Source organism: Fictibacillus sp. b24, assembly GCF_030348825.1.
Taxonomy (GTDB): Bacteria; Bacillota; Bacilli; order Bacillales; family Fictibacillaceae; genus Fictibacillus.
On record NZ_JAUCES010000005.1, the window covers coordinates 3,183,855 to 3,204,439 of the forward strand.

General features: G+C 40.1%; 23 protein-coding genes. 10 read left to right on the forward strand and 13 right to left on the reverse strand.

What is annotated here, in order from left to right:
- Positions 1–9: 9 nt before the first annotated feature.
- The 4 genes from QUF49_RS16625 to QUF49_RS16640 all read right to left on the reverse strand — a co-directional run bounded on the left by QUF49_RS16625 (position 10) and on the right by QUF49_RS16640 (position 2,499).
- On the reverse strand, positions 10–654 hold the full coding sequence (locus QUF49_RS16625; RefSeq protein WP_289496789.1) for an FMN-dependent NADH-azoreductase: 645 nt from the start codon (positions 652–654) through the stop codon (positions 10–12).
- Positions 655–861: 207 nt separating this feature from the next.
- Positions 862–1,419 carry a DJ-1/PfpI family protein gene (locus QUF49_RS16630; RefSeq protein WP_289496790.1) on the reverse strand — a complete coding sequence of 186 codons (558 nt, stop codon included), beginning with the start codon at positions 1,417–1,419 and terminating at the stop codon, positions 862–864.
- Positions 1,420–1,815: 396 nt separating this feature from the next.
- Positions 1,816–2,031 (reverse strand): hypothetical protein, encoded by a 216-nt coding sequence (locus QUF49_RS16635; RefSeq protein WP_289496791.1) that lies wholly within the window; start codon positions 2,029–2,031, stop codon positions 1,816–1,818.
- Between the two features lie 243 nt (positions 2,032–2,274).
- The gene (locus QUF49_RS16640; protein WP_289496792.1) at positions 2,275–2,499 is read right to left on the reverse strand and encodes a hypothetical protein; all 225 of its coding nucleotides are present in this window, start codon (positions 2,497–2,499) and stop codon (positions 2,275–2,277) included.
- A 329-nt stretch (positions 2,500–2,828) separates the two neighbouring features.
- Between QUF49_RS16640 and QUF49_RS16645 the strand changes: the two genes are divergently transcribed.
- The 3 genes from QUF49_RS16645 to wrbA all read left to right on the forward strand — a co-directional run bounded on the left by QUF49_RS16645 (position 2,829) and on the right by wrbA (position 4,865).
- Positions 2,829–3,494, forward strand: a complete 666-nt coding sequence (locus QUF49_RS16645) for a phosphatase PAP2 family protein (RefSeq protein ID WP_289496793.1) — start codon at positions 2,829–2,831, stop codon at positions 3,492–3,494.
- Between the two features lie 203 nt (positions 3,495–3,697).
- Entirely contained in the window at positions 3,698–4,141 is a 444-nt protein-coding gene (locus tag QUF49_RS16650; RefSeq protein ID WP_289496794.1) for a hypothetical protein, read from the forward strand.
- Between the two features lie 97 nt (positions 4,142–4,238).
- Positions 4,239–4,865, forward strand: a complete 627-nt coding sequence (gene wrbA, locus QUF49_RS16655; protein WP_289496795.1) for an NAD(P)H:quinone oxidoreductase — start codon at positions 4,239–4,241, stop codon at positions 4,863–4,865.
- A gap of 276 nt (positions 4,866–5,141) precedes the next feature.
- Here wrbA and copZ read toward each other — a convergent pair whose 3' ends face one another.
- From copZ to QUF49_RS16685, 6 genes are all read right to left on the reverse strand, one after another.
- Positions 5,142–5,351: a copper chaperone CopZ gene (copZ, locus tag QUF49_RS16660; protein WP_289496796.1), complete on the reverse strand. Its 210-nt coding sequence runs from the start codon at positions 5,349–5,351 to the stop codon at positions 5,142–5,144.
- A 12-nt stretch (positions 5,352–5,363) separates the two neighbouring features.
- Positions 5,364–7,766, reverse strand: coding sequence for a heavy metal translocating P-type ATPase (locus QUF49_RS16665; protein ID WP_289496797.1), 2,403 nt, complete (start codon positions 7,764–7,766; stop codon positions 5,364–5,366).
- A 16-nt stretch (positions 7,767–7,782) separates the two neighbouring features.
- Entirely contained in the window at positions 7,783–8,070 is a 288-nt protein-coding gene (locus QUF49_RS16670) for a metal-sensing transcriptional repressor (RefSeq protein WP_066236004.1), read from the reverse strand.
- Positions 8,071–8,148: 78 nt separating this feature from the next.
- Positions 8,149–8,694: a TVP38/TMEM64 family protein gene (locus QUF49_RS16675; RefSeq protein ID WP_289496798.1), complete on the reverse strand. Its 546-nt coding sequence runs from the start codon at positions 8,692–8,694 to the stop codon at positions 8,149–8,151.
- 84 nt (positions 8,695–8,778) lie between these two features.
- Positions 8,779–10,833: a heavy metal translocating P-type ATPase gene (locus QUF49_RS16680; protein WP_289496799.1), complete on the reverse strand. Its 2,055-nt coding sequence runs from the start codon at positions 10,831–10,833 to the stop codon at positions 8,779–8,781.
- A 16-nt stretch (positions 10,834–10,849) separates the two neighbouring features.
- The gene (locus QUF49_RS16685; protein ID WP_289496800.1) at positions 10,850–11,164 is read right to left on the reverse strand and encodes an ArsR/SmtB family transcription factor; all 315 of its coding nucleotides are present in this window, start codon (positions 11,162–11,164) and stop codon (positions 10,850–10,852) included.
- A 496-nt stretch (positions 11,165–11,660) separates the two neighbouring features.
- Here QUF49_RS16685 and QUF49_RS16690 point away from each other — a divergent pair, with 496 nt between their 5' ends.
- Positions 11,661–11,861: a multidrug transporter gene (locus tag QUF49_RS16690; protein WP_289496801.1), complete on the forward strand. Its 201-nt coding sequence runs from the start codon at positions 11,661–11,663 to the stop codon at positions 11,859–11,861.
- Here QUF49_RS16690 and QUF49_RS16695 read toward each other — a convergent pair.
- Positions 11,858–13,069: a DUF418 domain-containing protein gene (locus QUF49_RS16695; protein ID WP_289496802.1), complete on the reverse strand. Its 1,212-nt coding sequence runs from the start codon at positions 13,067–13,069 to the stop codon at positions 11,858–11,860. The two genes, QUF49_RS16690 and QUF49_RS16695, sit on opposite strands and share 4 nt — an antisense overlap.
- 145 nt (positions 13,070–13,214) lie before the next feature.
- On the opposite strand from QUF49_RS16695, the gene QUF49_RS16700 reads away from it, so the two are divergent.
- The 3 genes from QUF49_RS16700 to QUF49_RS16710 are packed head-to-tail and all read left to right on the forward strand — an operon-like array spanning position 13,215 to position 15,902.
- Positions 13,215–14,018, forward strand: coding sequence for an SGNH/GDSL hydrolase family protein (locus QUF49_RS16700; RefSeq protein WP_289496803.1), 804 nt, complete (start codon positions 13,215–13,217; stop codon positions 14,016–14,018).
- The gene (locus QUF49_RS16705; protein WP_289496804.1) at positions 14,015–14,929 is read left to right on the forward strand and encodes an ABC transporter ATP-binding protein; all 915 of its coding nucleotides are present in this window, start codon (positions 14,015–14,017) and stop codon (positions 14,927–14,929) included. The genes QUF49_RS16700 and QUF49_RS16705 overlap by 4 nt, the downstream gene beginning before the upstream one ends.
- A complete protein-coding gene (locus tag QUF49_RS16710) occupies positions 14,922–15,902 on the forward strand; it encodes an ABC transporter permease (RefSeq protein WP_289496805.1) in 981 nt (326 codons plus the stop codon). The genes QUF49_RS16705 and QUF49_RS16710 overlap by 8 nt, the downstream gene beginning before the upstream one ends.
- Before the next feature lie 237 nt (positions 15,903–16,139).
- On the opposite strand, the gene QUF49_RS16715 is transcribed toward QUF49_RS16710, so the two are convergent.
- On the reverse strand, positions 16,140–16,847 hold the full coding sequence (locus tag QUF49_RS16715) for a TerC family protein (protein ID WP_289496806.1): 708 nt from the start codon (positions 16,845–16,847) through the stop codon (positions 16,140–16,142).
- Between the two features lie 242 nt (positions 16,848–17,089).
- Entirely contained in the window at positions 17,090–17,227 is a 138-nt protein-coding gene (locus tag QUF49_RS16720) for a hypothetical protein (RefSeq protein ID WP_289496807.1), read from the reverse strand.
- 57 nt (positions 17,228–17,284) lie between these two features.
- Here QUF49_RS16720 and QUF49_RS16725 point away from each other — a divergent pair, with 57 nt between their 5' ends.
- The 3 genes from QUF49_RS16725 to QUF49_RS16735 all read left to right on the forward strand — a co-directional run bounded on the left by QUF49_RS16725 (position 17,285) and on the right by QUF49_RS16735 (position 20,495).
- Positions 17,285–18,109: a YihY/virulence factor BrkB family protein gene (locus tag QUF49_RS16725; protein ID WP_289496808.1), complete on the forward strand. Its 825-nt coding sequence runs from the start codon at positions 17,285–17,287 to the stop codon at positions 18,107–18,109.
- Positions 18,110–18,255: 146 nt separating this feature from the next.
- Positions 18,256–19,290, forward strand: a complete 1,035-nt coding sequence (gene ytvI, locus QUF49_RS16730) for a sporulation integral membrane protein YtvI (protein ID WP_066235986.1) — start codon at positions 18,256–18,258, stop codon at positions 19,288–19,290.
- 164 nt (positions 19,291–19,454) lie between these two features.
- Positions 19,455–20,495 (forward strand): acyltransferase family protein, encoded by a 1,041-nt coding sequence (locus tag QUF49_RS16735; RefSeq protein ID WP_289496809.1) that lies wholly within the window; start codon positions 19,455–19,457, stop codon positions 20,493–20,495.
- The last annotated feature ends 90 nt before the right edge of the window (positions 20,496–20,585 follow it).

The window sequence follows — 20,585 nt, forward strand, 5'->3', positions numbered from 1 at the left end:
AGTCAAAGATTACGCATTGCGCTTAGCTGCTGCTAATTCCTTTGCCAGTTCTGCAGCTTTTTCTCTTGCATCAGCTAAGATATCTTCTGCATGGTCTGGAGCTGCAGCCATTCCTTCTGTGTATACATGGTGATAATCTGTAATACCGATAAACGCCATTACGCCTTGAAGGTATCCATTCGTAAATTCAAAAGCTTGTGCAGGACCTTCTGAGTATACACCGCCGCGAGATTGAATGTGCACAGCTGTTTTTCCGCCTAATAATCCAGCTGGTCCATTTTCTGTATACTTGAACGTCTTCCCTGCCATTACAACGTTATCGATGTATGCCTTTAGCATTGGAGGGTAGCTCAAGTTCCACATTGGTGTGTTAAATACGTACATATCTGCAGATAAGAACTGCTCTAAAATCTCACCCATACGGCTTGTTTTTTCGATTTGTGATGGTGAAAGCTCTTGGCCAGCAGCTAATTTCCCCCATGCATCAAGAACATCTGCATCAATAAAGGGAATGTTTTCTTCATAAAGGTTAATCGTCTCGATCTCGATGTTTTCGTCCTGATTGGAAAGCTCATTTAAAAAGTGACGTCCTAAGCGAAGACCGAATGATTGATCGATAGGTTTTGGATTTGAATTAATATAAAGTACTTTCATTGTTGATTCTCTCCCTTGGTTTTTGCTATTTTAGTGATTAACTTCTCTTTAGTAAGTTGATTCCTTTACATCATAAAACCTTAACTTACTTTTGTCAAGCATTGAACTTTTAATTATTATCATAATTTTTTTTAGTATTTTTTACCAATAAAAAAACGCTTTCCAGCAAAGCCAGAAAGCGTAAAGGGGAGCAAATTTAGTGTTCCGTTAAAAAGAACTTGTACCTTTATAAAAGTTGTATTCTTCAAGGCCGTCAAAACACTTCAAACGGTCCCCGATTGTTAATCCAAAATCAATATAAGCGTGACTTTTGGCTGTTAACAGATTTTTGTCTTCCACGATTTGTTTCGACTGGTAAGTCCCATTTAACCAGGTATTGGCTTTAGCAAATTCATCATCGCGCAATGAAACGGTGAAGGACCTCCCGTTTAATATTCCTGCTCGTCCTAAAATAACAGCTCCGTTACCAATTGCTGCGATTTTAATATTTTCTCTGTTAAACACTTGCAACAAATGCAGCAGCCTTGGATTTCCTTGAGTAAATGCTTGTTTCCCTCCAGGGATGATCAGCATTTCATAATCCATTGGACTTATATTTTTCACTTTAATCGTGGGCTGCATCAGCAAACCACATTCACTCGTAACAGTTCCTGGCAACAGCGAGAAAGGCAGCACTTCATATTTTTTACCGATTATAGATAAAGTCGTCATTACTTCAACTTCTCTAAATTGAGGATACAAATAAACAAGTACTTTCTTCTTCAATGGTATTCACCCGTTCCTGTTACTTTTCTACCCGTCTTGCTGGGAAGAGGGTGTATCACTATTGTAGCAGGATGTATTCAAGCTTTGTATTGGGAAAATTGAAGGAGAACATGTGCTTTCTTTTTAGTAAAATTCATGCAGTTTTCCCAACTTATTAGATAGAAACAATCTTATATTTACTATTTTTTTGTTTAAGTAACCCATATTTCTGGTTAGATTTAGTACACTTATCAATGCATAACATCATTTTTATGAGCAAAAAGATAATGGACTCACTAGTATAAATGTCGCACAAATTACAGTGTTTGCCCTCCAAATTAATTATGTTCTGCAGAGCGAGCATAAACACAAAAAACCGACCCACAATTCCATGGGCCAGCAAAAAAACAATTCATACTATTTATGTCCTCTTCCTTTTGTCAGGTGGCAGGGAACCCCTTTTCCTAACGCTCCTGGTTTAGACATGCGGTCGATATAATCCAAACCCCTAGCACACTGGGTTTTACAGGCAATGCATGTTTCGCTCGTTACCATTTTTTGCGTGTGCTGATATTTGTTTACGGCACTATCATATTTATTTTTAATGTTTTTCTTTGCATTTTTCTTTGCCATTTTCGAACCCTCCCCCTGAATCCTAAACACATTGTATGTAGGAAGGAGGGCTTTTGACATACCTTTTAATGAAAAACTGTTTTCGCTTTCATTTGTTGCTTTTGAAAGTAGTTGATTTCCACTCCAGGCTGCTCGCTTACCACGGGGCGTGAAGTGAGCTTCGCACCTTGGCTGGCACAGAAGAAAATAAAATGAGGTTTAAAACAACAAACTTTTTCTTTTAGAATGATAAAATTAAAAAAACTACCCGATGTACAGGTAGTCTTCGTCATATGCTACTTGAAAATCAATGGATTGCCTTTCAGCCATCGAAAGAATATAATCGCTGTCTGATTTGTCGTAAGACAATAAAAAATCCTGCAAGGGCATGTTGTATTTTTTCCAAACCACTTCCATCAACCACTTTTGACTGATCAAAAAGTACTCACCATTGAAACGATTTACTTTAATGGTATTGCCTACATACATCCATAACACTCCCTTTCGAAGAGGTAGGTTAATTATGCATTAGGTCTTACGGTTGTACCTTCATTATATTCTTTTTGTCAGAAAAGTCAAAATTTATTACAGATAGAAATTTCTTATTGACACAAATAGTGGAAAACGATTTACACCTATTACAGGGAAGACTAAAAAAGTAAAATAATGTTCTAAAAATGTTTATAAAATAATTCTCTTTTACCATGACCTTTTAACCATATTATGGTAATATCAATAAGGTGTAAGAAAACGTGTAAAACCTTATAAATCGGGAATAAGGTAATAAGTTGATGATATAGACAAAGGAGTAGTTCGTATTGCGAATCGTAAAAGAAAATATTCTAGCATTATGTCTCCTCCTCTCTATCCCTTTGCTGAATATCATCTATCAGGTGTTGAATCATGGGGAGCGTGGAGCGAGACAACTTATTACAGCAGTAGATCATCAAATCCCATTTGTTGAAATTTTTATTGTTCCTTATGTGCTTTGGTACGCTTTTATCTTTTTAATGTTTGTCTACTTTTGTATTTATGACAGAGCCATTTACTACAGAACCCTATTGAGTTTTTGTGTAGGAATGCTGGCATGTTATGTCATTTACTTCTTTTTTCAAACCACTGTACCGCGGCCGGAATTAGCATCAGAAGGAATGCTGACAAAAATTGTTCAATACGTTTACGGTGCCGATCAACCCTTTAACTGCTTTCCAAGTATTCACGTGTTGAGCAGTTACCTAATGGTATTAGGCATCCGTCATAGTAAAATGTGGACCATAAAAAAAGATATTATCGTGTCGTCCATTGCTTACAGCATCATTTTATCAACCCTTTTTGTAAAACAGCATGTAGTACTGGACGTAGTAGCCGGAATTTTATTAGGAAGTATTCTCTTCAAGTTATTTTATTATCTCGAAGCCGAAACTGTATCCACCTTCTTTAAACGAATGTTCAAAACCAAGCTTCAAAGCTCAGAAAAAAGCTAATTCACAAAGGACTGCTGTCAAAAGCGGTTCTTTTTTTTTTTGATTCGCAATCTTTGATGTTTTTAAAAGTAGTTGATTTCCGTTTCAGGTGCTTCCTGCAAAGAGCTTTTAGAAACACCCTTTGTTCCAAACTGTTTTTCGACTACCAAGGCATAACTTGGCTAAATTGAAAATAAAAATAACATGGGAAGGAGTGATAATAGATGAGCAATGAAAATAAGGATCTGCAAGAACAGATGCGCGCAGAAAGTATGCACCAGATGTGCAAGCAGCATATGTATTATCATGTCACGATTAAAACCCGTGAAGGTCAGGAAGTTGAAGGCATCATTACTGATTTAGACAAAAAAAACGTGTATATAATGGTCCCGCAAAACATGATGCCTGCAGAAGAAGTTGAACAAGAAAGTCCACAAATGAGTCAGCAGCAAATAGGCCAACAGGCTCAACAGGCCCAGCAAACGCAGCAAAGCGGCCAGCGATATCAGCGACAATCGTATGGTCGTCCATATTACCGCCGCTTTTATCGTCAGATCTATCCGCTTGCAGCACTTGCTGCTCTATCTCTGTATCCTTATTATCCGCCGTATCCCTATCCTTACTATCCGTACTACCCGCCTTATCCTTACCCGTATCCTTATTATTAAAAGCAGCCGCCTGAAAAAATCAGGCGGATTTTTTATGATTTCAAATGGTTAAAAACGGGAAGTGTACATAAGTCCGATTATTTAAGGAGGTAATATCATGGCTAATATTTTGGTTGTTTATTATAGTTCTTATGGCCACATTTATGAAATGGCACTCGCAGCAGCTGAAGGCGTTAAGCAAGTAGATGGCACTGAGGTAAAGGTTGTTAAAGTTCCAGAATTTGAAGTTACGAAAAAATATATGTCACAGCAAGATGCTTACGTTAAAGCCCAGGAAGCTCAAGCTGATATACCTGAAGTAACACTAGATGATTTAAAATGGGCAGACGGCATCGTTTGGGGCATTCCAACTCGATACGGTATGATGCCTGCTCAGATTAAACAATTACTTGATTCGGCAGGCGGCCTTTGGGCAAATGGTGATCTAGAAGGCAAAGCCACTGCAGTGATAACAAGTTCTAACACGATTCACGGCGGTCAAGAATCTACAGCTATCACTTCATTCGTACCACTTATGCACTTCGGAATGATTTATGTTGGCTTGCCATACGGCGAGAATCCTGAACAGATGACATCAGAAGGAATTGGCGGTTCTCCATATGCGGCTTCAACGGTTGCGGGAGCAGACGGAAGCCAACAGCCTCAAGATGCCGAAAAAACCATGGCGTCTCGCCTCGGAGAACGAGTGGCGAAAGTAGCAAAAGCACTTAAAGGTAACCTTTAAAAAGAGACAAGCAGTAAAAAAGGCTCAAACCACCTCGTAAATGCGAGCTGATTTGAGCCTTTCTTTTGGTTTAGGATGCAACCATGGGGTGGTTGGAGCGGAAGGGTACTGACTCCTGCGGGACGAGTGGGACAGGTGAGACCCATAAAGGCGCGTAGCGGCATGGGGCTCACCGCCCGCCCCGCGGAAAGCATGTACCCTGGAGCGGAGATCACAGCACCAACATTTTATTTGGTGACTTTTTCAGTTCCCTCTACATGAAAAAGCTTATTCATATTACGCTTTCACGTCATACCCTTGATCTTCAATCGCTTCACGCATATCTGCATCCGTTACTTTTGAGCTATCCACTTCCACATCCACGTTTCCTGTTTCTAAGTGAACGACCACATTTTTCACTCCATCCAATTCAGTAAGTGCGTTCGTTACCGCAGCTTTACAATGTCCGCACGTCATACCGTCTACTTTCAATGTTTTCTTTTCCATTCTTTATTCCTCCTAATTTTCATTTAGTTTTAATCGTTTTAATCGCAATGCATTCGTGACAACTGACACAGAGCTGAAGGCCATTGCAGCACCAGCAACCCACGGTTCAAGCAAGCCGAATGCAGCAATTGGAATCCCTGCTGAATTATAAAATAGGGCCCAGAACAAGTTTTGCCGAATGTTTCGCATCGTCTTTCGGCTTAATTCGATTGCTTTTGGGATATGATTCAAATCTCCTCCAACAAGTGTTACGTCTGCCGCCTCGATCGCCACATCTGTGCCAGTTCCGATTGCCATTCCGATATCAGCTGTTGCAAGAGCAGGTGCATCATTGATCCCATCACCCACCATCGCAACAATCATCCCTTTTTCCTGAAGCTCACTCACTTTACGCGCTTTCTCTTCTGGAAGGACTTCAGCAAAAACACCTGAAATACCTACTTGTTCGGCAATCGCATGTGCGGTTCTCTCATTGTCACCAGTGATCATATACACATCAATACCCATTTCTGTTAACCGGGTAATCGCCTTTTTTGATGAGTCTTTAACAGTGTCAGCAACAGCGATAAGTAATACGAGTTCACCATCAATCGCCCCCAGCATAGCGGTTTTGCCTTCACGTTCAAACTTTTCAAGCGCTTCTTCATGCTCTAAATAATCAACTGATTTTTCTTTCATCAGCTTTCTCGTTCCAACTAGCACCGCTTTTCCATTCAATGAAGCTTCAATTCCATGCCCTGGAATGGCATTGAAGAAATCTGGATCTGTCAAAGAAATCCCTTTAATTTTTCCGTACTCCACAATCGCTTCAGCTAAAGGATGTTCTGAACTTTTTTCAGCTGAGATTACTTCAGATAGAAAACCCTCTCTTAGCTCGATCACATCCGTTACTTCAGGCTTCCCCTTTGTCACAGTTCCGGTCTTATCTAAAAGAATAGCGTTTATTTTGTGTGCACCCTCAAGATATTCGCCTCCTTTAAAGAGAATACCCTGTTCGGCCCCTTTACCTGTCCCCACCATAATGGATGTCGGTGTTGCAAGACCTAATGCACACGGACAAGCAATAACTAAGATGGCAATCGCCACTTCAAGTGCTTGAGGCAAGTTGCCCGGATCCATAAAGAAATACCATGCTATAAAAGCGGCAACCGCTATACCGACAACAATTGGAACGAATATGCCAGAGATGTAATCAGCCATTCGCTGAATAGGTGCTTTCGACCCTTGTGCTTCTTCAACAATCTTAATAATCCCAGCGAGAGCCGTCTCTTTACCAACTCTTTGTGCTTCCACCCTCAGCGTTCCATTTTTGTTGATCGTCGAACCGATTACAAAGTTACCTGCTGTTTTTTCAACTGGTATAGACTCCCCTGTTATCATGCTCTCATCAATCGAAGAATTCCCTGAAAGCACCTTGCCGTCTACAGGTATTTTTTCGCCTGGTTTTACGAGAAGCTCATCACCTGCAACTACTTGATCTAGTGGTATCTTTACTTCTTCTCCATCACGAATAACTGTAGCTTCCTTCGCTTGCAGATTCAGCAGTTTAGAGATTGCTTCGGTTGTTCTTCCTTTTGCAAGTGTCTCAAAATATTTACCTACTAAAATTAACGTAATCAAAACCGCACTCGTTTCAAAATACAGCTGTGGCATTTCGTTAGGGTTTCCGATTGTTTTGAACGCTTCTACAACACTATAAAAGAAAGCCGCAGATGTTCCTAACGCCACAAGTACATCCATGTTTGCACTCTTATTTCGAAGCGCTCGATACGCCCCTACATAAAATGGCCCACCGATATAAAACTGTACAATAGAAGCGAGCACTAGCTGAAACCAAGGGTTCATCAAAAGATGAGGAAGCGGCAAGCCAAAGTCCCAAGGCATATGAGCAATCATCGTATATAAAAGTGGCAGCGATAAAACGATAGAGAGAATCAATTTTCTTTTCTTGGTCGAGATTTCTTCTTCTTTCTTCGTTTTCTTCGATTCCCTATCTTGCTGGATGGATCCTTTATAGCCTAGTTTTTCAATCTTTTTTATAAGATCATCCACCGAAACGATAGAAGGATTGTATTCTATCGTCCCCGTTTCTCCTGTTAAATTGACAGTAGCGCCAGAAACGCCGTCCATTCGGTTTAAACTTTTTTCAATCCGCGTAGAGCAAGCGGCACATGTCATACCAGATATATCAAGCTCCACTTTCTCTTTAGTTACCCCATAGCCTAGCTTCTCTATTTTTTGTTCAATCTCTCCAATCGTGGTCACTTTAGGATCAAACTTTACAGAAGCTTTTTCCATGGCTAAGTTAACATTTGCGTCAACACCATCCATTTTGTTCAATACTTTTTCAATCCGGACCGCACAGGCTGAACAAGTCATTCCTGTAATTCCAAAATTCGTTTCCTTTTCGCTCATGGTTTTCACCTTCTTTTTACGATTTGGAGAACTGTTTAATTACTCTCATCAATTCTTCAATAGAGTCTTCACCATTCCCAGACTTGATCGCATCTGCTACACAATGCTGTGTGTGGCTTTCCATCAGTTGAAAGCCGACTCTTTTTAAACCAGCTGTTACCGCGGATATCTGCACGAGAACATCAATACAATACCGATCTTCTTCGATCATCTTTTGAAGACCGCGCACCTGGCCTTCTATCTTTTTTAAACGATTGTTTAAATCTTGTTTATCACTGTCGCAGCGATGTGTTTTTTGTTCCATAGCGTATCACCCTTTCATAATGGGATGCTTTATACTTTATAATATACTATACCCCCCTATGGTATGTAAATTATTAGCTTATGTTCTATTCTTTTTAACAATTGTGTAGATACCTATTACAGCTGCTGCCCCTAAAATTATCTTTCCTTCCATGTTCCACTCTGCAATGTTATAGACCGAATAAGCTTCAAGCAATAGTGCCGGCACTTTTCCAATCGAACTTGCTAAAATAAAAACCCCTGCTGAAACAGCTCCGATCGCACTTGCAAATGTAACTACTCCTGATGGAACGAATGGCAATAACCTTAGAGATACGATTAAAAGAAATGCATCTTTCCCTTTTGCTTCTAACAACCTTACCACCCGGGGGTACCCGTTTAGCTTCTTTCTTGTAGCCTGTTTAAACCCTTTTCTATATAAAGCGAACGAAACTGCTGCTCCTGCAGCCTCTCCGATAAATGAAATGAAGGTACCATTCCAAAAGCCAAAGAAAATAATGTTGGCACCGGTTAAAAAAACAGATGGAACGACGCCTAAAATCGCGATCACAATATTAAGCAAAATAGAGATCAAAATGGCCCATTCGCTATATTCTTGAAAAAAGGTTAATACGGTTTCCGACATTATGTACGTTCCTCCTCTAAAAGCTTCCCCTTATCTTATCTATCGTACTAAAAAAGCCATGCGGGTGCATGGCTTTGGTCTTACTTATTTTCGGTTATGAAGTAAAACGGTTAAGCTGATTAGCGTTACAAGGATAGTTGCGCCCATATCAGATAAAATCGCGATCCATAACGTTAACCACCCTGGGATGGTAAGGAGCAGAGCCAAAAGTTTCAGTCCAAGCGATAAACCAATGTTCCACTTGATGATTCTGTTTACTTTTCTGGATACCTGAACAGCATCTGGCAGTTTGCCTAAATGATCTTGCATAAGAACGATATCTGCCGTCTCAATGGCACTGTCTGTTCCTTTTCCCATTGCAATTCCTAAATCAGCGGTTGCCAGTGCAGGTGCATCATTAATTCCGTCACCGATCATGGCTACTTTTCCACTCGCTTTTAGTGACTTTACCTTTTCTACCTTTTCTTCTGGCAGCAAGCCTCCAAAGAAAGCGGAAACTCCTGTACGTTTTGCTACTTTTTCCGCTACTGCGGGATGATCTCCCGTTAGCATCACAGTCTCTCTAACACCTTTTTCATGAAGAGCCCGGATGATAGCTGGACTTTCTGTTCTGATCTCATCCGCTATGGCAAACACACCTAGAATTTCACTTTCACTTGCTACCAATACGATTGTGTTTCCTTCATCTTTTAATGAAGTGATTACACTTTCTACGTTTCCGTCCGTTTGTATATCACCAATTATCTTTTCGTTTCCTAGTCGATATGTTTTTCCGTTCACAATTGCTGTAATTCCCTGTCCAGAAACAGTTGTGATCTCCTCGGCTTCAATTTCTTCTGTACCGAGTTCCCTGCACTTCGCAATAACCGCTTTTGCTAACGGATGGGATGACGATTTTTCGATGCTATATGCCACTTTATAAAAATCAGGGTGAAACGCTTGCTCTGCCACAACGTGCGGCTCTCCTAAGGTTAGAGTACCTGTTTTATCAAACGCGATGATCTCTATTTTTCCGAGTTGTTCTAAATAAGCTCCGCCTTTAATCAGAATGCCGTTTCGTGCATTTACCGTGATACCAGATAAAATGGCGATTGGTGATGAAAGAATAAGAGCGCAAGGACAGCCAACGATCAATACGGCAAGACCTTGATAAAACCACTCACCCCACGGCTCGTTTAATAAAAGCGGTGGCACCAGTATGACGAGTGCAGAGATAATCATGATAATGGGTGTGTAATAATTTGCAAAACGGTTGATAAAAAGCTCAGTCGGTGTTTTTGATTCCTGTGCTTCTTGGACGAGAGCCAAAATTTTTGAAAGTGCTGATTGATTGTACGTTTTCGTGATTTTCACGTAAAGAACACCTTCATTATTGATACTTCCGCCAAAAACCGGTTCCCCGTTCTCTTTTTCTACAGGCAGCGATTCGCCCGTTATCGCAGCTTCATTTACTGAGCTTTTACCATAAACGACAATACCGTCTGATGGTATCTTTTGACCGGTTTTCACGAGAACCACATCATCGACTTTTAATTCTTCAATCGAGATGGTTTCTGTATTACCATCTTTTAAAAGCAGAGCTTCTTTTGGAGCAACCTTTAATAAAGTCTCCATTGAACGGCGTGCCTTTTCCATTCCATATGATTCAAGCAGTTCATTGATTCCAAACAGAATGGCAACAAGTGCAGCTTCTTTCCATTCTCCGATCGCAACCGCCCCTATCAGCGCGACTGTCATCAATGTGTTTATATCGAATTTGAACTTTGTGAGGTTGCGAAGGCCTTTCATAAATGTTGGATAACCTGAAGTGATTGTGGCTATCGCATACAACAGAATGGCTATATACGCGGAATTCAATGCCCATTCTGCGCCTAATGCTGCAATAAAAGACGCTACAGAAACATATAAACCGATCATCAGCCAGTTTGGTCCTGTTGGCTCTCCGTCTGATTCAAAGCGCACATTTTCTGAAGAAAGAATAGAACGAACTGCTTTCATATCCATTTTCTCATCCAAAACAATCTTACTGGAGTTGAATTGAACTTTCGCCTCTTCACCGCCAGGAAGTTGCTGTATCTGCTCTTGTAATCTTAGGGCACAGTGACCGCAAGATAATCCTGTAATCTTATGCTCTTTCATATTTCCCCTCCTCTCTTTAGTCGTGTCTTGCATGATGTATCGTTTGATGCAAGAGAGTCATAACGTGTTCATCATCTATTGAATAATAAAGTGTTGTTCCTGCACGTCTAAATTTTACTAATCTTAAATTTTTCAAAAAGCGTAATTGATGAGAAACTGTGGATTGCATGAGTGCGAGTTCTTCTGCTATTTCTGAAACACTGCATTCCTTTTCTCCTAACAGATGCAAAACTCGGATGCGCGTAGGATCTGAAAGTGCTTTGAAAGTTTGAGATACGATAAATAGTGTTTCCTCATCAAGTTGTTCATATTTGTTATTTTGATCAGACATCCCAGCCACCCTTTCATTTTCACCTTTCAATCATTATATGAACATATGCTCATATATGTTACTTAGAGTGTAACGAATATTTGAAAAATGTGCAAAGTAAAATACTGCTTCGGTAGTCCTTGTTGCTTTTGTAAGTGGTTGATTTCGTTCCAGATGCTCGCTTTCCGCGGGGCAGGCGGTGAGCCACATTCGTACGTTACACGTATAAGTGTCTCACCTGTCTAGTTGCAGTGGCTAGCCCCTCGAGGTCAAAAGTTAAATGGCTCAGAAGGCAAAGTGCGCCTTCAAATCCATTCACCTTTTGCTTGTCGGGGCTGAACGAGCCACTTCCACTTTTCGGACTGCCCGCCTGTCCCGCAGGAGTCTCGCATCTTGCACTCCAATCAACTGTCAAAGAAGGAAAATAAAAAAGAGTTTTGAAAGCACCAATCTACTAGAAAAAAGCCTTCCTAAAAGATTGTTACTTATGGCATTTTTCATTCTCTTCCTTGACAAGTTGATTGGAGCAGAAGGTGGCGAGACTCCTATGGGACGAGCGGTCAGGTGGAGACTCCTAATGTCGCAAAGCGGCAGGAGGCTCACCGTACGCCCCATGGAAAGCGAGCCACCTGGAGCGGAAATCAACTACTCTCAAAAGCAACACTGTTTTACGAAAACAATCTCAAACAAAAAGAAGCTGCGTTCACAGCTTCTTTAAGCGTTGCTTGTCTCTGCTCTTTTTAATCTTGGTTTTTTACCATAGGTCAATGTTCTCCACACCCATTCAAGCGGTCCCATGGTGTATCTTTGAAGCCACCACTTCGAAAACAGCACTTGCAGTGTGAAAATGGCTGCAGCGATAAATACCCCTGTAAGCGGGCCATATTCTCCGTATAATCCGAAACCATAACTGTAAAAAATCGTTGTCGCAATAATGGATTGTGTCAAGTAATTGGTAAAAGCCATCCGGCCTGTAAACTGAAAATAGTTAAACAAACGTTTAAACTTACCGCCCCGGTACAGGAGTACAATACTGCATATATAAAAGATGCTCATCATCGCTCCGCCAAACTCATATCCCCATGACATCGCGGTGTCATAGCGCCAATCTTCTCCTTTATAAGGAAAGAAAATTACGGGAAGGATCTTGCTCCCAGCTCCAAGTATGAGTGACAGCAGCCAAAGTTTCCATAACCCTCTGTTTGTGAACGTTCTTTTTTTAGCGGCAAATGCACCGAACAAAAACATTGGTAAAAGACCTGTTATAAAGAATAGAAAATAACGGTTTAAGTCTGTCCATTCTCTAATTCTTTCCTGCATGATCTCAACAAAGGTACCCTCACTATAAATTTTAATCGACTGTTGAATCTCCTGTTCTTGAAGTTCATTTTGAGTGCTTTGATACGCTAGTGCAGTTCCACTTGTCCAATAGTTATACGTTAAAGTGGTCATAAATAAGCTGTATGCTGTAATCAAAACCAGCCCTGTGATAAGCAGCACATTTCTAGGAAATCGATAAAATACAAGCATGAGTAAACCAACTACAGCATACATAATCAAGATATCTCCGTACCAAAAAAGAAGCACATGAAGGATACCAAAAATCAGGAGAACGAACTGCCTTCTTAGGAAGACAGGTGCAAAACTGCGATTTTTCTCTGCTGCCCTCTCTGCCATCAAAACGATGCCAAATCCAAACAAAAACGAAAACATCGTAATAAAGTTTCCTTGAACGAAAAACTCTAACAGCACATTTGTCCAAACGTTGTATGGTTCATTGAAATATTCATAGCTTAATGCACGGATTGGTGAATCAGGTCCGGAAAAAGACTTCATATTTACGAGTAATATGCCAAATATGGCTATGCCGCGCATAATATCTAAGGACTGTATCCGTTCATGATCTTTTACTGGCGTTAACTTCATAATAGGCCCCACTTCAATTTTTTTCGCATGATTCCACTCCCTTTGGTTTATTTTACCGTAAATAGGCAAAAAAGTTAGAATATGATTCATTTTTTGCTATCCTAATAAGAACAGATCATGCATTTTGGGAAGGATGAAAGCGGTTTTGAAAAAATATACGTTAACGATCGTATCGATTGTCTCTATTGCAGCTACTTTGTTATGGCTTTTTGGTCTAGGCTGGACGTTGCAAGATCAGTTTTCTGCTAATGAGAAAGTGGAACAGCCAAAAGAAAAAACAGAATCAACAACAACGAAAAAGCAAGACGGCACACTCACCATTTTTGCATTGGGAGATTCTTTAACCCGCGGAACGGGTGATGCTGATGGCAAAGGGTACACCGGTTACTTAACAGAACGATTAAACGATAAGACAGATCAAGACATCAATCTTCTCAATACCGCAATAAAAGGGGAAACTTCACGCGGGCTATTAAAGCAGCTTCAGCAAAGTGAGATACAGCGTCAAGCCAAACAAGCTGAAGTTATTGTTATGACGATTGGCGGCAATGACTTATTTCAGCAAGGTGCCGCATTAGAGTCGTTAGACATGAACGCGATCAACGGCAAAAAACAGATCTATTTAAACAATGTTAAAAAGATTTACTCGCAGCTAAGAGAGCTTAATAAAGATGCGGTCATCTATCATGTAGGTTTGTACAACCCTTTCAGCAATATGCCTGATGCGAGTACCACTTCTTCAATCGTAAGAGATTGGAACTTTCAATCTGCCGATACAGCAGCAGGCTACGAAAATATTGTCTACGTCCCTACTTTTGATCTATTTCAGCTTCAAGTTGAAAACTATTTATATACCGATCAATTCCACCCTAACACTGAAGGTTATAAGCTGATCGCAGAACGTGTAGCCTCACTGATCAACTTTGAACAGGAGGAAAAGAAATCATGAGCCAAGTCCCAGCACTGCAAGTAGAAAATCTGACAAAAAAAATAAAAGGCAAGCAGATCATTAAAGGTGTTTCTTTTACCCTTGTACCAGGAGAGGTATTTGGCTTTCTTGGGCCGAACGGAGCGGGTAAGACGACAACTATCCGAATGATTGTCGGCTTGATCTCCCCCACTTCAGGAACGATAAAAATCGGCGGTAAAAATGTGCGGACAGAGTTTACTGAAGCGATGAAACATTTAGGATGCATCGTTGAAAACCCTGAACTGTATCCCTACCTGACGGGTTGGGAAAACCTTGAACACTTTGCCAAAATGGATAACTCTATTCCAAAATCAAGATTAGATGAAGTCGTTACACTTGTTGGTTTATCTAATCGTATTCACGACAGAGTGAGTACCTACTCACTTGGAATGAGACAGCGCCTCGGCATTGCACAAGCTCTATTAGGAAAACCGAAAGTTCTTATTTTGGACGAGCCTACAAACGGACTAGATCCTGCTGGTATACGCGAAATGCGTGAATTCATCCGCAAGCTGGCACGCGAGGAAAACTTAAGCGTTCTTGTTTCGTCTCACTTATTGAGTGAGATTCAGCTCATGTGTGACAGAGTCGCGATCATTTCGAAAGGGGCTGTGCTTCGGACGGATTCAGTTCAAAATTTGCTAGCGGAACAAGAACGAGTGATCTGGAAAGCGGAACCCCTAACACTTGCAAAACAGCTTCTGTCTGAGGAAACCGAAGTTACTGAAGGTGCGGATGATACACTGATCACTTTATACAATGAACCGCTTTTGCCAGATTGGAATGCAAAACTCGTAAAGGCCGGAGTAAAAGTTAAAGAAATGAGAACTCAGCTTCCTTCGTTAGAAGATCTGTTCTTAGAAGTAACAGGAGGCGAAAGTATTGATTAATCTTGTCCGGAATGAAATGTTAAAGCTTCTTAGGAAAAAAAGGCTATACGTCATTATCCTGATTATCGCCTTCCTTGTCCCTCTTTTTACTTATGCACAGTTTAAAGAAATTCAAGAGCAGCGTGAAAAATTAGGTAATCAAGATTGGCGAACGGTTCTGCAGCAAGAGATTACTGATACACAGAATCGATTAAGCTCCAGCCGTATTCAAGATGAATGGCGAAAGTATTTGAAGATTAGACTTTCTCAGCAGCAATATTATTTAGAGAACGACATTGATCCCCGTGCACCTGGGGCACCCACGTTCATGCGAATATTTGTTGAAAACTCGATTGATCTTCTTCTTCCGCTTCTCGTAATGGTAATTGTAGCTGATCTTGTATCATCAGAAGCCAGTGGCGGTACGATCAAGCTGCTGCTTACACGGCCTGTAAAAAGATGGCGAATTCTACTAAGCAAGTATTTAGCAATGCTGCTTTCAGTTTCGTTTATCGTCTTATCTGTCGCTGTCCTATCCTACGGGATTTCTGGAGTGGTATTTGGCTATGGCGGCTGGAACATGCCTTTACTGACAGGCTTCACAGTCTCAGGCGATGAACTTTTAACAGATAATGTACACATTGTTCCTCAGTGGCAATATATTCTGATGGAGTTTGGACTCGTATGGTACGTCTGTATGATCGTAGGTACACTGACCTTCATGCTATCCGTACTCCTGCGCAGCACAGCAGCCGTTATGGGAATTATGCTCGCGTCTCTCATTGCAGGTGCTATTCTAGCAAACATGGTATCTTCTTGGGAAAGCGCGAAATACTTCTTTATGGTGAACTTGAACCTTACAAACTATGTAAGCGGAATGGCGACTCCGATCGAAGGAATGTCTTTAGGCTTCTCGATGAGCGTCCTTGCCGTTTGGGGTATTGCTGGGTTCATCATTGCATTTGTTACGTTTTCTAAAAGAGATATCTACTAAGATAGGAAATTGAAAAAGGAAACCGAAGCCGGTTTCCTTTTTTATGTGTCTCGTTATTTGAATTGACGGCCTAATCTGTCCATTCTTGGAGTTAATCTGTTTGATTCAAACGATAATCTGTCTGATCAGCATGATAATTTAGCCATTCGACAACATAACCTGTCCAATTGGCTAGCTCACTACAATTCAAGCAAAATCACACATTAAATTACAAAACAAAAACCGCACTAGGCGGTTTTATTGTGCTTCACTTTTTGATAGGTTCGTCTCTGCTGATGCTCTTTCTTCAGCAATCTTTCTTTTCTTAAGGGTAGCGATTCCTAGAACAAGCAGAATCACCAGAATTTCAAATCCATATTTTACAAAGCCGTTTTCAAAATAAGGCTTCATAAATTTTTCGCCAACGATCATTTTAGAAGCTGTCCATGCAAGAACACCAGCTCCGATTGTGATGATGGACGGATATTTATCAATTACTTTTAAGAACAACGTGCTTCCCCAAACAACGATAGGTACTGAGATTAACAAGCCGATCACTACGAGTAAGAAATCACCGTGTGCCGCCCCTGCTACTGCAAGTACGTTATCAAGTCCCATTACCGCATCCGCAATAATGATTGTTTTAATCGCAGCCCAAACACTGTTTTGTGCTTCAATATCATGATCTTTCTCTTCTACCATCAGTTTGTAAGCAATGTATAAAAGAATCAGTCCACCTGCAAGAAGCAAACCTGGAATCTTAAGAAGCCATACAACAGCAAGTGTTGCAGCCGCACGAATAACGATAGCACCGACAGTACCCCAGATAATAACTTTCTTTTGATTTTCTTTTGGTAAATTTCTAGCAGCCAAGCCGATTACAATAGCGTTATCACCAGCCAAGACTAAGTCGATAACAACGATCGCCAATAAGGCTGACCAGAAATCTGGTGTAATAAAATCCATTTAAAAAATCCTCCCTGTTGAACATCTGTATAATAGTATAACCCTATGTCTATTGAAAAGGGAAATGAATATTCTCAGCGTGCATACCACTTAAAAAAATGAGTACACTGCATGTGTTCTGCCTTGTTTTACTAAGTACAAATCCTGTGTTCTGTTTTGTGGCGCCCCACTATTTTGTCGAGACATTTTCTCCATGTTGTTGTCCGATTATCCAGCCTCAACCTACACAAGTAACCTCTCCTTTAGTTGTTTTTGCAGTTGCACTGTTGTTTATCAAGACGCAGATAAATGAATCTTGAACAGCATTGAGTCTTCAACATCAAGTCATTGATACGAATGAGTGAACGTTTTGTTTCAGAAAAAGCGTTCTTTTTTTTCATTACGGGAATAATGCATGATAGAAACCTTAGAATTGATCTATTTTGGAGGCTACCCTCATGCGCTGGTTTATGAAACAGTGGTTTCATCGTTTTTTTGAAGATAAAGTATTCGATTTGTCTGCACAGCTTGCCTACTATTTTTTAGTCTCTTTGTTTCCTTTTATTTTTCTTATCTTTACCGTCCTGAGCTTTTTGCCTATCTCATCCGCTTATGTTCTTTCTCTTTTCCAGTCTATTGCACCAGAAGAAGCATATACTTTACTAGAGTATAATCTAGTTGCTGTTTTGGATGAACATAGAGGCGATGTTTTATCTCTATCATTAATCATTATGATCTGGCTCGCCACTATTGGGACACATGCCATCATCCGTGTGTTCAACCAAGCCTATCAAGTAGAAGAGAGCCGGCCCTTTTTTAAAGAACTCATCTTAGGCATGTTCTTAACGTTCGGGCTTGTTATTGCGGTTATTACAGCTCTTTTACTGCCTGTTTTTGGACGAACGATCGGGGTATACATATTTGAACGAACAGGGTTTTCACATCCCGTCTGGCATATCTGGGAGACTGCGCGTTATGTGATCGGCTTTTCCGTTCTGCTTTCTATCTTTTCCGCTTTGTATAGATTTGCACCAAACGTAAAACTCACTTTTCGCAACGTTTGGCCTGGGGCTATTTTTTCAACGGCTGGATGGCATTTGTTTTCCTATCTTTTTTCTTCATATGTACTTATTTTTGATTACGGACAAATATACGGAAATTTAGGCGCATTATTAACATTGATGGTGTGGTTCTATATCTCTGCCATGATCTTAATTGCAGGCGGACAGTTGAATGCGATACTGGCTTTAAAATGGCAGTTGAAAAATAAAAAAGATTTTTGAAAACTTCACTTTCTTCAATTGACTTTTTCACATTATCGTAACATCATTGTGTATATACGAAGAATTTACATCTTTTTTTTCGGTCATAATGGATAATGATACCAAAATGCTGACTGGATAAAAATTACGGGGATTGGGGCTGGAAAATGACTGTAAAAAACTTAATCTTATTACTCGTTTTGCTTGCCGGAATCGTCATCTTTGTCTTTTACAGTATACCTCTCCTTCTCGCATTGCTTACGGCTATAATGCTAGAACCAGTAGTGAAATTGTTTATTAGACTTTTTAAAGGCAGACGATTATTGGCCGTCACTGTTACATTTATATTGTATCTTGCTGGTTTCGGAATACTTTCTTACTGGCTAACAACAACGCTTGTTATACAGGTGATTGAGTTTATAACAGTTCTTCCATCCTACTCTGTTCATCTGTTTGAAGTAGCAGAAAATACGTTTTATGAAATGGAAAACTTTTATGCTACATTACCTCCTGAAGTGGTCAGAACGCTTGAAGAGGGATTAGTAGGTTTAAAGGATTATGGGGTTGAAACAGCAAAAAATTTAACTTCAGGTATTTTAGGGTTGATCACTGCCATTCCTGGATTACTGATCTATTTTATCATTTACGTAGTCGCAGTATTTTTATTTTCACTGGACCTCCCACGGCTTTATGCCGAGTTTCTTAACTTGTTCACAACATCTGCACGTGAAAAAGTTGAACTGGTCTTTAGTCAATTATCCAGAGCAACCGTAGGGTTTTTTAGAGCACAAATCATCTTAAGCTTCGTTACATATCTATTAGCTTTAATAGGGCTAATGATTTTAGACGTAGAGTATGCGGTTATACTCGCTCTGTTAATCGTTATTGTTGATATTCTCCCTATCCTTGGTACAGGTTCGTTCCTAGTTCCGTGGGCAGCGTACTCTTTCTTTATCAACAATAATGATCATCTTGCTTTCGGACTTTTAATCATGTTCGGTGTAATTACGATTGTCCGAAGAATCATAGAACCGAAAATACTAGGATCAAGTCTTGGGATATCTGCACTGGCTGCACTAGTTTCGCTCTATATTGGTTTCCAGCTCTTAGGTTTTATTGGTTTAATTGTTGGTCCTGCAATCGTCATCATATACGAAGCGTTAAGAAGTGCAGGATTTATTAAAATTAAAATTGATTTTTAAAGAAGCAAACCATGAAAACGTGTTTCCTTTTAAGAGGAAATGCGTTTTTTTCTAATTAATAGGTTAGAAACACCTACTATGTTGGGAATTATAGAAATGAAGGAAAACAAATGCGAAATTCATACGAATACTTTACTTGGTGAATAATTATTGGAGGAATCTTGATGAGCACTGCAACAAAAGAACGCGATTATTACTTTGACAACGCAAAGTTTATACTTATTTTCCTAGTCGTGTTCGGGCACTTTATTTCCCCGATAAAAAGTCAAAACGATTGGCTTTACACGATTTATAACTTTATTTACACGTTCCATATGCCTGCCTTTATCCTTATCGCAGGATTTTTCACAAAAGGAGTTTGGCGTGACGGCTATCTGCCTAAAATCTTTAAAAAAGTTCTTATTCCTTATTTAGTTTTTCAGTTAATCTACAGCTTTTTCTATTATGATTTGTATGGCAAGAGTGAAGTGAAATTAGACTTTTTCTCACCGCATTGGACACTTTGGTTCTTGTTGAGTTTGGTTTTTTGGAACGTACTATTAAAAGTCTTTGTCAAGATGAAATATCCGCTCGTACTTGCCATTGGAATTGGTGTTGCTGTAGGTTATATTCACGACATCGGAACATTTTTAAGTCTGCTTCGAACGTTTGTCTTCTTCCCAGTATTTCTGCTGGGACATCTGCTTGAGAAGAGAGACTTTAAGAAGATCCTAAAGCCAACAGCAAAAGCGGTATCAGCTGCATTCCTAATTGTTTTATTTATCGCATATCATTTTATTTTTCCGGATGGTACAAAAGAATGGCTGTTGTCCTCATCTTCATATTCTGAAATCCTTGGATATAATACGTGGTACGGTGGGTTTATTAGGCTAGGGATGTACGGGGTGATGTTTGCTGCTACATTCAGCTTCTTAGCACTGTTGCCACGCCGAAAACTGTTTTTCACGGAGTTTGGTGAACGGACATTATATATCTACTTGTTGCATGGATTTGTGCTGAAGTATTTATTTACAACTGATTTATTTGCATCGATAGAAGAAAATGGTGCATACTTTATGATTCTTTTCTTAGCTGTTATCGTGACACTGTTTTTAGCGAGCAAACCTGTTATTGCTCTGGCACAGCCGTTCATTGAACTGCGCTGGTCAAAGCTAAAGAAGTTATTAAAACCAAAGCCTTCTCAGCCAAGAGAGAGTGAAAGTTAAACAAAGAAAAAAACGCAGCTTGCATAAACGCTGCGGTTTTTTTGTATGTTTAAATTTTTAGTTCTTATGAGGGGTTGATATCCGCTCCAG